The organism is Pseudarthrobacter niigatensis (assembly GCF_030812615.1).
In the GTDB taxonomy this organism is placed as follows: Bacteria; Actinomycetota; Actinomycetes; order Actinomycetales; family Micrococcaceae; genus Arthrobacter; species Arthrobacter niigatensis.
In genome coordinates this window covers 76506-89279 of the sequence record NZ_JAUSTB010000002.1, presented here as the reverse complement: position 1 = coordinate 89279, position 12774 = coordinate 76506, and the positions used below count along the sequence as shown (strand labels likewise).

Below are 12774 nucleotides of genomic sequence, written 5' to 3'. Positions count from 1 at the left end.
CATGTCCGTGGCACGCAGGCGCGGCCTGCGCCGCCTCGCGGTGCTGCTCCTCACCCTTGCGCTGGCTGCGGGAGGCATCTACACGGCGGCGTACTTCGTGCAGCGTTCCGAGACCCTCGTGTCGGAACGCTGCACTGCCACAGCCGGCGACCGGACGGGGGAACTGGCGCCGGACCAGGCGGCCAACGCCGCCCTGATCACAGCGGCAGCCGTCCGGCGGGGCCTCCCCGCGCGCGCCGCCACCATCGCCCTGGCCACTGCCATGCAGGAGTCCAAGCTGCGCAACATCGGTCACGGCGACCAGGCCGGCCCGGACTCGCGCGGACTCTTCCAGCAGCGGCCGTCCCAGGGCTGGGGCACCGAGGCCCAGATCATGGACCCCTACTACGCGGTCAACGCCTTTTATGACGCACTGGTGAAGATCCCGGGCTACGAGACGCTGGACATCACCGACGCTGCCCAGCAGGTCCAGCGGTCCGCCTACCCCAAGGCCTATGCCCAGCACGAAGAGATGGGCCGGGCGTTCGCTTCCGGACTGACCGGCCAGACCCCGGCGGGCGTACAGTGCACGCTTCGCTCCCCCACGGCCGGTGGCAACTCGGCCACTGTGGTGACTGACCTGGACCAGGCCTACGGCGGCGTCGATGCGCAGGTGGACGGCGACACCCTGGTGGTGGACGCCGGCGGGGCACTGGGGTGGTCGGTTGCCGCGTGGGCAGTTGCCAACGCCAAGGACCTGGCCGTGACCAGGGTGGAAGTAGCCGGCCGCACCTGGGACCGGCCAGGCGGCGACGGGTGGCAGGCGGCGGGTGTCCAGGACGGGCAGGTGCGCATTACGGTGCGGAAGGACGACGCCGGCACGTAAGGGGCGCCGTCGGCCCGCCGGCCGCGTGTCAGACCAGGATTTCCAGCACCGGCTGGACATAGCTGCGGAACAGCTCAGGCTGCCCCATCAGCTCGTGGCTCATGATCATCTTGTCCGGTTCCAGGTACCACGCCCGTTGTTCGTCCAGCGGCAACTCGATGATGGTCAGCGTGAAATCGCGTGAGTCCCGCCCCACCTCCATCAGCCTGTCGTCCACCATGTCCCCGATCAGCTGGTCAATTCCGCTGGCCACCCGCTCCGCTTCGAGCTCGGCATATTCACTCCTCCGTTCCCGTGCCCAGGTGAGGGCAGAGCCAAAGTGGGCCTGCAGGACCCGCTGGAGGGCCGGGGAGTTGCCGAAGGCTTCGAAATCCGGCGGCGAAAGTTCCGGGGAGGTGTGCGGGTGGGCCTTGAGCAGTTGCTCCCACCAGGCCTCCCACTCGGTCTTCAGTGCCCCGAGCCCACCGACATCCGCGGTCAGGTGGCTGTGGTCCGCTGAACGGACTTTGGGTGACGCATGGGACAGCATGGGGCGCCCCGCTCCGTTCAGGCCGGCAGCGTCCCGGACGTAAAGAGCAATCATCATCGGTCCGGATGTGTCGGTGGTGATCTGCCACCCTGAACCGCCTGCGTGCTGCATCCAAAGTCCTTTCCTGGCCTCCCGGTCCCGGGCGCCATATTCCGGCCCGGCCTACCCGGCTCCCAGTCTATTCCCGCAGCCAGTTCGCGGTAGTGCCGGACGGGCTTTGGTCGCTCAGCGTGCCAGCCCGTCCAGATGGCGCTCGAGCACGTCGCGGCACATCTGCGCCGTCATCCAGGCGGGCTGCAGGAGCGCGTGCATGCACAGCCCGTCCAACGTGGCCAGCAGCCGCTCCGCCTCCAGGACGAGGTTCTCCTGCGGTTCATCGTCCGGGAGCAGGCTTGCCACCAATGCACCCACGATGGCCGCCACTTCGCGGTGGCTGCGGTCCGCTTCCGCCACCAGGAAGGGCCGGATGCGTGCGGCGTTCTTGAAGGCCAGCCATGCGCAGGCTTCCACTGCTGTCACCTCATCCAGCGGAAGCATTCCACCCAGGAGGGTTAAAACGGCCTCGCGCTGGCCAGGGCTGGCCTTGCCGGCTCCGAGCACGGCCGGCAGCAGGCCCTCCAGCCTGCCGACGACGCGGTCCACCACGGTGCCGAAGGCGAAGGCCAGGAGCTCCTCACTGCCCTCGAAGTAGTGCCGGACCGAGCCGACGGCCAGTCCGGCCTCGTCCGCCACTTCGCGCAGCGACGCCCGTTCGAGCCCGTCCACGGCGATGATGCGGAGAACCGCCTGCACTACGTCCTGCCGCCGGGCACCGGCGTCTACAATTTTGGGCACCATCCTTAGTAGCACACTTGTGCTTTTTCTGTCCCGTCACGGCCCACCCGCCGTCCGCCACATAGCGGCGGGCAACGCTGCGGGTGGGATAGCGTTGAGGCATGAAAATCTTGGTCACAGGGGGCACCGGTTACATCGGTTCCCATACTGTTCTGTCCCTGCAGGAAGCCGGCCACGACGTGGTCGTCATCGACAACCTGGTCAATTCCAGCGAGGAGTCGCTGCGCCGCGTAGCCGAACTCAGCGGCAAGACCGCGGAGTTCCACAACGTTGACCTGGTGGACGAGGCCGCCGTCGAAAAAGTTTTCGCCGGGAGCGGCATTGAAGCCGTCATCCACTTCGCAGGCCTCAAGGCCGTGGGTGAATCAGTGCAGGAGCCGCTGAAGTACTACTACAACAACCTGGTGGGCACGCTGAATCTGGTCCGCGTCATGGACAGGCACAGCGTCCGGTCCATCGTCTTCAGCTCGTCAGCCACCGTCTACGGGGAACACAACCCCATTCCGTATGTGGAAAAGATGGAAATCGGCGCGAACAACCCTTACGGGCGCACCAAGGAACAGATCGAGGACATCCTCTCCGACCTCGGCGCAGCCGACCCACAGTGGCACATAGCCCTGCTGCGCTACTTCAACCCGGTAGGCGCGCACCCCTCGGGCCGCATCGGTGAAGACCCGCAAGGCATTCCGAACAACCTTGTCCCGTTCATTGCCCAGGTGGCCGTGGGCCGGCGCGAGAAGCTTATGGTCTTCGGCGGCGACTACGACACCCCGGACGGCACCTGCCTGCGCGACTACATCCACGTGGTGGACCTGGCCGAAGGACACGTGGCCGCACTGAACCACATCGCGGACCGCACCGGTGTTTTCCGCTGGAACCTCGGATCCGGCAAGGGTTCCTCCGTCCTGGAGGTCCTGCGCTCCTTCGAAAAGGCAGTGGGCCAGCCCATCCCCTACGAGATCACCGGCCGCCGCGCGGGGGACCTGCCGGCCTTCTGGGCCGATGCCACCTCGGCCCTGGCAGACCTGAGCTGGTCGACCACGAAGACCGTGGACCAGATGTGCGAGGACCACTGGCGCTGGCAGAAGAACAACCCCCAGGGCTACGCCTCGTAGTCCCCTTGAATGTGGCACAACGCGAAGCGGCCGCCCACCTTGGAAAGGTGGGCGGCCGCCGTCGTTATTGACGTTGCTGTCCCTGGCTGACCGGGAATCAGCGTGCGGGGTAGTCGCGCTCCGGCTCGCCGATGTACAGCTGGCGCGGGCGGCCGATCTTGGTATTCGGGTCGCTGATCATTTCGCGCCACTGGGCAATCCAGCCCGGCAGTCGGCCGATGGCGAACAGGACGGTGAACATCTTCTCGGGGAAGCCCATGGCCTTGTAGATCAGGCCGGTGTAGAAGTCCACGTTCGGGTAGAGCTTGCGCTGGATGAAGTAGTCATCGCTGAGCGCCTTCTCTTCCAGGCGCATGGCGATGTCCAGCAGTTCGTCGTTGCCGCCGAGCTTGCTGAGGATCTCGTGGGCCGTGGCCTTGACGATCTTGGCGCGCGGATCGTAGTTCTTGTAGACGCGGTGTCCGAAGCCCATGAGGCGGACGCCGTCTTCCTTGTTCTTGACCTTCTCCATGTAGTCCTCGGGCTTGAGGCCCTCGGCCTGGATCTGGCGGAGCATCTTCAGCACGGCCTCGTTGGCGCCACCGTGGGCAGGGCCGAAGAGGGCGTTGATGCCGGCCGAAACGGAGGCGAAGAGGTTGGCATTGGAGGAGCCCACCAGGCGCACGGTGGAGGTGGAGCAGTTCTGCTCGTGGTCCGCGTGCAGGATGAGGAGCAGGTCCAGCGCCTTGACGATGACCGGGTCCAGTTCGTACTGCTCCGCGGGGAGGCCGAAGCTAAGGCGCAGGAAGTTCTCCACCAGGTTCATGGAGTTGTCCGGGTACAGCATGGGCTGGCCGATGGACTTCTTGTGCGCGTAGGCGGCGATGACCGGCAGCTTGGCCATCAGGCGGATGGTGGAGACCTCCACCTGCTCGGCGTTGAACGGGTCCAGGGAGTCCTGGTAGAAAGTGGACAGCGCGGACACGGCCGAGGACAGCACCGGCATGGGGTGCGCGTCGCGGGGGAAGCCGCCGAAGAAGCCCTTGAGCTCCTCGTGCAGCAGGGTGTGGCGCCGGATCTTCTGGTCGAACTCGTCCAGCTCAGTGGGCGTGGGAAGGTTGCCGTAGATCAGCAGGTAGGACACCTCGAGGAAGCTGGAGTGCTGCGCCAGCTGCTCGATGGGGTATCCGCGGTAGCGCAGGATGCCCGCATCGCCGTCGATGTAGGTGATGGCGGACGTGGTTGCTGCGGTGTTCATGAAGCCGGGGTCAAAGGTCACGGCACCGGTCTGCTTGAGCAGCTTGGAGACGTCGTAACCTTCGTTCCCTTCAACAACCTGGATGCGCGGGAGCTTCAGCTCGCCACCTGCGTGGAGCAGGGTCGCAGCATTGTTGGTCTCAGTCATGGAGTCCCCTTCATGAGGCGTCTTCGGCCTCTGTCGAAAGCTTGATCCAACATCAGGTGAGCCGTGCACTGAGCCTGAGGAGACAGGTTCCAACACCCGGGCTGCCTTCTTGTAGAAAGCCACCATTGATCGTCAACTTAAAAAGTACCGCTCCTTGGCGGGTGTCACTAATCCGCAGGCTTCCCATCCGGCCTAAAATGCACCGAATGTGGGGCGAGTCACACGATTATTACGGGGTGCCTGGGAGCCGGATCAGGCCAGCCGTGCAACAGCGGCATCGATCCGCTCGTCGGATCCGGTCAGGGCCACGCGGACATAGCCGTTGCCCGCGTCACCGTAGAAGACGCCCGGGCCAACCACGATGCCCCGTTCGGCCAGGCGGGCCACCGTAGCCCACGTGTCCTCTCCCGCCGTCGACCACAGGTACAGGCCGGCATCGGACTCCTTGATCTCCAGGCCGAAGTCCAGCAGCGCGGGCACCAGGCGTTCGCGCCGGCCCCGGTACAGGTCCTTCTGGGCCTCGACATGGGTGTCATCGCCCAGCGCCACCCGCATGGCCTCCTGGACGGGGTAGGGAACGATCATCCCCGCGTGCTTGCGGCTGTTGACCAGGTTGGGCATCAGGTCCGGATCACCGGCAACGAAGGCTGCGCGGTAGCCCGCCAGGTTGGACTGCTTGCTCAGCGAGTACACGGCCAGCAGGCCCTGGTGCGAGCCGCCGGCAACGTGGGGATCAAGGATACTGGGGACGCGCCGGCCGCCGCGCTGGACGTCCCAGTCGCCCCAGCCGAGCTCTGCGTAGCATTCGTCCGATGCCACCACGGCTCCGATTTCACGGGCCTGGACCACCAGGGCCTTCAGGGACTCCGCATCGCGGACGCTGCCCGTCGGGTTGCCCGGGGAATTGACCCAGATGAGCCGCACGCGTGCACGTGTGGCGTCGTCAAGCTCGTCCAGGTTGTCCGTGGCCACCGAAGTGACCCCGGCCAGGGTGGCACCGATATCGTACGTGGGGTAGGCCACCTTGGGGCGTACGACGACGTCTCCGGGCTTAAGGCCCAGCAGCAGCGGCAGCCACGCAACGAGTTCCTTGGAACCCACCGTAGGCATGATGTTTTTGGGGTCCAGGCCCGCCACTCCGCGCCGGCGTTCGAACCAGCCCGCGATGGCTTCCCGCAGCGCCGGCGTGCCATGGACAGTGGGATATCCCGGAGCGTTGGCGGCGGCCTTCAGTGCGTCCTGGACCAACTGCGGGGTGGGATCCACGGGCGTGCCGATGGAGAGGTTGACTGCCCCGCCCGGGTGTTCCGAGGCCTTGGCCACGAAGGGGGCCATAGCCTCCCACGGGTAGTCGGGCAGGTTCAGGCCAAACGAATTCACTGCGGCGGTCACGTTCCCGTCCGCGTCAGTGGTCTTGGTTCTGCGGCGGCAGGGCGGCGATCATCGGGTGGTCCTTGCCCGTGTTGCCGATCTTTGCCGCCCCGCCCGGGGAGCCGAGGTCGTCGAAGAATTCGACGTTGGCCTTGTAGTAGTCGGCCCATTCCTCGGGAGTGTCATCCTCGTAGTAGATGGCCTCCACCGGGCAAACCGGCTCGCAGGCGCCGCAGTCGACGCATTCGTCCGGATGGATGTACAGCGAACGCTCGCCTTCATAGATGCAGTCGACCGGGCACTCCTCAATGCATGCCTTGTCCTTAACATCCACACACGGCTGCGCGATTACGTACGTCACGTCCCTGGCCTCTCCACGTTGGGTTCCGGCTTGCCCGCCGGCTCTTGCATCCGGCAGCACGGCCGGACTCTTGACATCTGAGCCTATTATCTCCCAGCCCTTTCCCGCTAACCTAGCCGGCGGCCTAGTATGAACTGGTGAGTCTGCCAGCGTCCGCCCCCGTCCGCTTCCTGACCGCGGCCGGCCCCGGAACCCGGGTGGTGGTGCGCTACCGGATCGATGGCGGCCTGACGGATGCGCTGGGCCACCTGCTGGCTTGCGACGCCGGTTCCTGCACCGTCCGCACCCGCCGGGCCGACGTCGTCATTCCCCTGGAGCTCGTGGTGGCCGCGAAGGAAGTCCCGCCCGCTCCCCCGCGCCGCCCCGCGCGCCCCGCCTAGGCCTCGCTGCGCCGGGACTGTCCCTGCGCCATGACCCGGTCCTTCACCGCGCCCGGCGGTACGTGGCCAGGGCCAGCTCCACCATCCGGACGAACTCCGCGGGGTCGCGGACCAGCATCTCGAACGTCACCCGAAGGGTTGGGACACCCCCGATGACGGTGACATTCCAGCGCCGCCTGTCTTCCCGGTAGGCCTCCCGGCTGCTGTGGTGGGCATAGCCGTCCGCCTCAATCCCCAGCAGACCATCAACAAGGAGATCCAGGTGGCCCATTCCAGGAATGTGCACCTGCAACTCGACTGTAAGCCCCGCTTCTTCAAGCAGATACCGGGCGATGGTTTCGATGATGGAGCCGGACTGGGGTCGGATTCTGCCAACCAGGTTCAGCAGGGCCTTTTCACGGGCGGCCGGAAACCGCGCCCGCAGCTCCGCGAGTTGGATGTGGCCTTTCTTGACGGCGGACTCCGCGATAGTCAGGCCCTGAAGAGCCGGCAGACAGCGGAGAGACTGGCAGACGACGTCCAGAGGCGTCAACGGAAGGTCGCTGCGGTGTACCACACAGCCGGCTATTGGCCTGCCATGGCGGGCGGCAAGATGCGGCCTATCCGGAACCTTGATCACCCACAACCCGGAAGCCACTGCGGCCGTGACGCAACCAGGTGCGGCGTGATGGCGCGCCGCATGGATGAGCACGGGGTCAGCATCCGGAAGGGCGAATACTCCACGGGCAATCCTTTGGACGGACCCCTCTGATAGTCCGGCTTCCAGACGTCGGCGGGAGACGCCTGCCAGTAGTAACTCCCGGGTCCCGGCAGTGCCGCCCAGGCCAGCCAGCGCTTCAGAAACAGTTCGCATGTCTGAAGCCTGCGCCTGGCGGGGAGCATCCGCAGGTGGTGGAAACGGCTATGTGGAGAACGGACCCGGGCGCGGAAGCAGGCGCTCAGTGCGCCCACGCCGTTCCTGCGCATCGAGGCCTGGTTTGGCCGCGCCGCCCGGCTTAACGCAGAACGCCACCGGCAAATGCCGGTGGCGTTCTGCAGACCTGCGGAGTTACTAGGCCTTGGCGCGGGCGCGGTTGGCCTTGGCACGCTCGTTGGTATCCAGGATGACCTTGCGGATGCGGATGGCTTCCGGGGTCACCTCGACGCACTCATCCTCGCGGGCGAATTCCAGCGACTCTTCAAGGGTGAGTTCGCGCGGCGGGGTCAGGTTCTCAAAGGTGTCGGAGGAAGCGGCACGCATGTTGGTGAGCTTCTTTTCCTTGGTGATGTTCACGTCCATGTCGTCGGCGCGGGAGTTCTCGCCCACGATCATGCCTTCGTAGACCTCGGAGGTGGGCTTCACGAAGAAGGAGCCGCGTTCCTGCAGGTTGATCATGGCGAACGGGGTAACCACACCGGCGCGGTCGGCAATCATGGAACCGTTGGTGCGGTACTCGATGGGGCCGGCCCACGGCTCGTAGCCTTCTGAGATGGAAGCTGCGATGCCTGCGCCGCGGGTGTCGGTCAGGAACCGGGTGCGGAAACCGATCAGGCCACGGGCCGGAACAATGAACTCCATGCGGCACCAGCCGGTGCCGTGGTTGGCCATGTTGGTCATCCGCCCCTTGCGGGCAGCCATGAGCTGGGTGACGGCGCCGAGGTACTCTTCCGGCACGTCGATGGTCATGTGCTCCATCGGCTCGTGGATCTTGCCGTCGATGGTCTTGGTGACAACCTGGGGCTTGCCGACGGTCAGTTCGAAGCCCTCGCGGCGCATCTGCTCGACCAGGATGGCCAGCGCGAGCTCGCCACGGCCCTGGACTTCCCAGGCGTCGGGACGCTCGGTCGGGAGGACCTTGATGGAGACGTTACCGATCAGTTCCTTGTCCAGCCGGTCCTTGACCTGGCGGGCGGTGACCTTGGCGCCCTTGACCTTGCCGGCCAGCGGGGAGGTGTTGATACCAATGGTCATGGAGATCGCGGGATCGTCCACGGTGATCAGCGGCAGCGGCTGGGGGTTCTCGACGTCGGTGAGGGTTTCACCGATGGTGATGTCCTCGATACCGGCGACGGCCACGATCTCGCCGGGCCCGGCGGACTCGGCCGGAACGCGCTCCAGTGCCTTGGTGGCGAGCAGTTCGGTGATCTTGACGGTCTTCAGCTCACCGTTCTGGCGGGCCCAGGCAACCTGCTGGCCCTTGCGGAGGGTGCCGTTGTAGATGCGGAGCAGCGCGAGGCGGCCCAGGAACGGGGAAGCGTCCAGGTTGGTGACGTGCGCCTGCAGGACGCCCTCAGGGTTGTACGTCGGCGCCGGGATGTGCTCGATGATGGTCTTGAAGAGCGGCTCGAGGTCCTCGTTGTCCGGTGCGGAGCCGTTGGCCGGCTGCTCGAGGGACGCGCGGCCAACCTTTGCGGCGGCGTACACAACGGGAACTTCCAGGACCTTGTCCAGGTCCAGGTCCGGCACTTCATCGGCGAGGTCGGAAGCCAGGCCCAGGAGCAGGTCCATGGACTCGTGGACAACTTCGTCAATGCGGGCGTCGGGGCGGTCGGTCTTGTTGACCAGGAGGATCACCGGGAGGTGCGCGGCCAGCGCCTTGCGCAGCACGAAGCGGGTCTGGGGCAGCGGGCCCTCGGAAGAGTCGACGAGGAGCACGACGCCGTCCACCATGGAAAGGCCGCGCTCCACCTCGCCGCCGAAGTCGGCGTGGCCGGGGGTGTCGATGACGTTGATGGTGATGGTCTCGCCGTTGGAGGAGGGACCGTTGTAGGCCACCGTGGTGTTCTTGGCCAGGATGGTGATGCCCTTTTCGCGCTCCAGGTCGCCGGAGTCCATGACCCGGTCCTCGACGTGGTTGTGCTCGGCGAAGGAGTTGGTCTGCTTGAGCATGGCGTCGACCAGGGTGGTCTTGCCGTGGTCAACGTGGGCCACGATCGCGACGTTGCGGAGGTCACTGCGCGATGCAGTGGCTACCGCAGTGTTGGTGGTGGTTTCAGACATGCGTAAAGGCTCGATTCAGTGGAGTCAGCTGTTGTATCGCGACATTTCCAACTGGAACGCACGACGGACAAGGCCCTTGGCACAGGGCGCCTTCCTCTATTCTAGCCGCTGAGTTATTTGTTGGCCTAAATTCCGGCGGGACAGGCTGCCGCCGATTGAGCCAGTATCAGCCACGGCGCCGCAATGGGTGTGACCAAGTTCACTCCAGGATTCCGGTGCATGGCATGATGTCTGTGACACAGCCCATCCATTGAGCACGCCGGAGACAACGATGCCCCCTGCAAAGGCAAGCACCCTGCGTGGTTTCGCCTGGGCTGCCTGCGCCGCGGTCTCCGCGCTCGTGGCGGTATCGGGAATCGTGGGCAACACCGGGGGCGACGCTGTTCCCGGTAAAGCCCTGTCACGGGCGGCCGCAGGCCAGGTATCCGGCGGCCGGACCGGCAGCGCCGAACCTGCCGTGGCAGCCACGGCCCGCGTCCTGAATACAGGCAACGGACGGCTGGAAGCGGTTGTGCCCGACGTCGCCGGCACCGTCCTGCTGATCGGGGACTCGCAGGCGGAACCCGTTGACGGCTGGCCGCGCCTGGGCCTCGCTGCCGCCGGGTACAACGTGTACTTTTGCGGCCGCGGCGGCACGGGCTACGTCGCGGCGAACGGTGCCACGGGAAACTACATAGACGCCCTGCAGCGCGGAGACTGGCTTCTCCCCTCCGGCACTCCCGCATTGATTGTGGTCGAAGGTGGCGGCAACGATGCCGCCGGCGGGGCAAGCAACGCGCAGATCGCCCGTAATGCCGAACGGCTGGTCGCTGAACTCCGGACCCGCTATCCCGGCACACGGCTGGCGATGATCGGCACCTTGGCGCGCGGAGCGAACGACGGCGGCGGCCGCCGGAGCGAGGTTGACGCCGTGTTGGGTGCCGTGGCGGGAGCCAACGGACTGCCGTTCATCTCTGCAGGCGACTGGCTCACCAGGTACGGGCTGGCGAAAGACCTCGCCGATGCGGTGCACATGAACTCTGATGGCCGCCGGGCCCTTGGCGGAATCCTCGCAGCCAGGCTCCGGGAACTTGGACTTGGCCGCAATCCTTCGCCGGCCCAAGGAGCCCTCGCTGCCGTGCCCGAAGCGGGCAGTACGTTCCAGGACTGACAGCCGCAGCGTTTCTGTCTTCAGCGCACATGGGAGGAGCCGGGACCCGAAGGTCCCGGCTCCAGCCATTCCGAAGAAAGGCTCCAGCTACGCCACCTCGGGCGGAAGCATGAGCTTCGCACCGGGGATGGCGTTGAGCAGGGCCTTCGTGTATTCCTGCTGGGGCGACTCGAAGACATCGTCCGTGGATCCCGTTTCCACCAGGCGCCCCTTTTCCATGACGCACACATGGTCGGCAATTTGCCGCACCACTGCGAGGTCGTGGGTGATGAACAGGTAGGTCAGCCCAAGGTTGGCCTGGAGGTCGGCGAGCAGGTTCAGCACTTGCGCCTGAACCAGGACGTCGAGGGCGGAGACAGCCTCATCACAGATGATGACCTCGGGGTCCAGCGCCAGTGCCCGGGCAATGGCAACACGCTGCCGCTGCCCGCCTGACAGCTCGTTGGGATAGCGCTGCATGGCGGACTGTGGCAGTGCCACCTGGTCCAGCAGCGTCCGGACCTTCTTCTCCCGGCTGGCCTGGTCCCCGATCTTGTGGACCCGCAATGGCTCCTCGATGGTGCGGAAGATGTTGTACATCGGATCGAGCGAGCCGTACGGGTCCTGGAAAATCGGCTGGACCCGCCGGCGGAACTTGAACAGTTCGCCGGGCTTCAGGGCCGACGTGTCGACGCCGTCGAACAGGATCCTCCCGTCCGTCGGCTTTTCCAGCTGGAGCACCATCTTGGCCACTGTGGACTTGCCGGATCCGGACTCCCCCACGATCGCCGTCGTGGTGCCGCGCCGGACGTCGAAGCTCACGCCGTCGACGGCTGCGAAGTCCGTCGCCTTGCCCAGCCCCGAGCGGAGCTTGTAGACCTTCCGCAGGTCCTGGATCTGCAGGAAGGTCTCCGGCTTCACCATTTCGGCGGCAGGTGCCAGCAGGTCCGACGTCTCCACGCCCTGTTCCTTGGCCACCTGGATGCGGCGGCTGGCAAGGGAAGGCGCGGACTCGACGAGCCGCTTGGTGTACGGGTGCTGGGGATTGCGCAACAGTTCCAGTGACGGGCCCGCCTCAACGACGCGGCCCTGGTACATGACCACGACCTTGTCGGCACGCTCGGCGGCCAGGCCAAGATCGTGGGTGATCAGCAGCACCGACGTGCCCAGGTCCTTGGTCATGGTCTCCAAGTGGTCCAGGATCTGCCGCTGGACAGTGACGTCGAGGGCCGACGTCGGCTCGTCCGCAATCAGCAGGCGCGGCTGGCAGGAGAGGCCAATGGCGATCAGTGCACGCTGGCGCATACCGCCGGAGAACTCGTGCGGGTACTGGCCGGCCCGGCGCTTCGCGTCCGGAAGTCCCGCCTGGGACAGCACCTTGGCGATATCGTCCGGACCGCTGGGCCGGCCGTTCGCCCGCAGTGTCTCCCGGACCTGGTACCCGATCTTCCACACGGGATTCAGGTTGGACATCGGGTCCTGCGGAACCATGCCGATGGTGTTGCCGCGCAGCTCGATCATGCGTTGCTCGCTCGCATGGGCGATGTCCTCGCCGTCGAGCAGGATCTGGCCGCCGGACACCTTGCCGTTGTTGGGCAGCAGGCCGATGGCGGCCAGGGCGGTGGTGGACTTGCCGGAGCCCGACTCGCCCACGATGGCTACGGTTTCGCCGGGCATGATGGTCAGGTGCGCATTACGCACTGCCTTGACCTCGCCGCTGCCGGTCTTGAAGGTGATGGCAAGGTCGCGGATCTCGAGCAGCGGCCTTACACCGGCGGCCCCGGATTCATCAATACGGACGTCTGCACTGGTCATCTTGTTATCTC

Annotated in this window: 12 protein-coding genes; 4 read left to right on the top strand and 8 right to left on the bottom strand. The window is 66.0% G+C overall.

Annotated features, from left to right (window positions below):
• Nucleotides 1–7 precede the first annotated feature (7 nt).
• Complete coding sequence (locus J2T23_RS03535) at nucleotides 8–865, top strand: transglycosylase SLT domain-containing protein (protein ID WP_210418955.1); 858 nt, start codon at nucleotides 8–10, stop codon at nucleotides 863–865.
• A 28-nt stretch (nucleotides 866–893) separates the two neighbouring features.
• Here the strand turns inward: J2T23_RS03535 and J2T23_RS03530 are convergent, their stop codons facing one another.
• Together J2T23_RS03530 and J2T23_RS03525 are read right to left on the bottom strand one after the other, a co-directional pair.
• Nucleotides 894–1505: a hypothetical protein gene (locus J2T23_RS03530; RefSeq protein ID WP_141159886.1), complete on the bottom strand. Its 612-nt coding sequence runs from the start codon at nucleotides 1503–1505 to the stop codon at nucleotides 894–896.
• Between the two features lie 114 nt (nucleotides 1506–1619).
• On the bottom strand, nucleotides 1620–2228 hold the full coding sequence (locus J2T23_RS03525; RefSeq protein ID WP_168223154.1) for a TetR/AcrR family transcriptional regulator: 609 nt from the start codon (nucleotides 2226–2228) through the stop codon (nucleotides 1620–1622).
• Nucleotides 2229–2329: 101 nt separating this feature from the next.
• Here J2T23_RS03525 and galE point away from each other — a divergent pair, with 101 nt between their 5' ends.
• Entirely contained in the window at nucleotides 2330–3343 is a 1014-nt protein-coding gene (gene galE, locus J2T23_RS03520) for a UDP-glucose 4-epimerase GalE (protein ID WP_141181982.1), read from the top strand.
• A gap of 97 nt (nucleotides 3344–3440) precedes the next feature.
• Here galE and J2T23_RS03515 read toward each other — a convergent pair whose 3' ends face one another.
• The 3 genes from J2T23_RS03515 to fdxA all read right to left on the bottom strand — a co-directional run bounded on the left by J2T23_RS03515 (nucleotide 3441) and on the right by fdxA (nucleotide 6459).
• Nucleotides 3441–4727 carry a citrate synthase gene (locus J2T23_RS03515; RefSeq protein WP_056334606.1) on the bottom strand — a complete coding sequence of 429 codons (1287 nt, stop codon included), beginning with the start codon at nucleotides 4725–4727 and terminating at the stop codon, nucleotides 3441–3443.
• A 252-nt stretch (nucleotides 4728–4979) separates the two neighbouring features.
• Complete coding sequence (gene dapC, locus J2T23_RS03510; protein ID WP_307357282.1) at nucleotides 4980–6119, bottom strand: succinyldiaminopimelate transaminase; 1140 nt, start codon at nucleotides 6117–6119, stop codon at nucleotides 4980–4982.
• 13 nt (nucleotides 6120–6132) lie between these two features.
• On the bottom strand, nucleotides 6133–6459 hold the full coding sequence (fdxA, locus tag J2T23_RS03505; RefSeq protein WP_013601705.1) for a ferredoxin: 327 nt from the start codon (nucleotides 6457–6459) through the stop codon (nucleotides 6133–6135).
• 137 nt (nucleotides 6460–6596) lie between these two features.
• On the opposite strand from fdxA, the gene J2T23_RS03500 reads away from it, so the two are divergent.
• Nucleotides 6597–6839, top strand: a complete 243-nt coding sequence (locus J2T23_RS03500) for a putative acetyltransferase (RefSeq protein ID WP_141159881.1) — start codon at nucleotides 6597–6599, stop codon at nucleotides 6837–6839.
• A gap of 43 nt (nucleotides 6840–6882) precedes the next feature.
• Here the strand turns inward: J2T23_RS03500 and J2T23_RS19960 are convergent, their stop codons facing one another.
• Together J2T23_RS19960 and typA are read right to left on the bottom strand one after the other, a co-directional pair.
• A complete protein-coding gene (locus J2T23_RS19960; RefSeq protein ID WP_503128803.1) occupies nucleotides 6883–7692 on the bottom strand; it encodes a type IV toxin-antitoxin system AbiEi family antitoxin domain-containing protein in 810 nt (269 codons plus the stop codon).
• A gap of 198 nt (nucleotides 7693–7890) precedes the next feature.
• A complete protein-coding gene (gene typA, locus J2T23_RS03490; RefSeq protein ID WP_141159879.1) occupies nucleotides 7891–9819 on the bottom strand; it encodes a translational GTPase TypA in 1929 nt (642 codons plus the stop codon).
• A 271-nt stretch (nucleotides 9820–10090) separates the two neighbouring features.
• Here typA and J2T23_RS03485 point away from each other — a divergent pair, with 271 nt between their 5' ends.
• Entirely contained in the window at nucleotides 10091–10969 is an 879-nt protein-coding gene (locus J2T23_RS03485; RefSeq protein ID WP_307357276.1) for an SGNH/GDSL hydrolase family protein, read from the top strand.
• 87 nt (nucleotides 10970–11056) lie between these two features.
• On the opposite strand, the gene J2T23_RS03480 is transcribed toward J2T23_RS03485, so the two are convergent.
• On the bottom strand, nucleotides 11057–12763 hold the full coding sequence (locus J2T23_RS03480) for a dipeptide ABC transporter ATP-binding protein (RefSeq protein ID WP_307357272.1): 1707 nt from the start codon (nucleotides 12761–12763) through the stop codon (nucleotides 11057–11059).
• Nucleotides 12764–12774 lie beyond the last annotated feature (11 nt).

Coding starts and splice junctions, on each gene's coding strand:
- J2T23_RS03530 (WP_141159886.1), bottom strand. CDS start 1,505: ATGCAGCACGCAGGCGGTTCAGGGTGGCAGATCACCACCGACACATCC.
- galE (WP_141181982.1), top strand. CDS start 2,330: ATGAAAATCTTGGTCACAGGGGGCACCGGTTACATCGGTTCCCATACT.
- J2T23_RS03515 (WP_056334606.1), bottom strand. CDS start 4,727: ATGACTGAGACCAACAATGCTGCGACCCTGCTCCACGCAGGTGGCGAG.
- J2T23_RS19960 (WP_503128803.1), bottom strand. CDS start 7,692: ATGCGAACTGTTTCTGAAGCGCTGGCTGGCCTGGGCGGCACTGCCGGG.
- typA (WP_141159879.1), bottom strand. CDS start 9,819: ATGTCTGAAACCACCACCAACACTGCGGTAGCCACTGCATCGCGCAGT.
- J2T23_RS03485 (WP_307357276.1), top strand. CDS start 10,091: ATGCCCCCTGCAAAGGCAAGCACCCTGCGTGGTTTCGCCTGGGCTGCC.
- J2T23_RS03480 (WP_307357272.1), bottom strand. CDS start 12,763: ATGACCAGTGCAGACGTCCGTATTGATGAATCCGGGGCCGCCGGTGTA.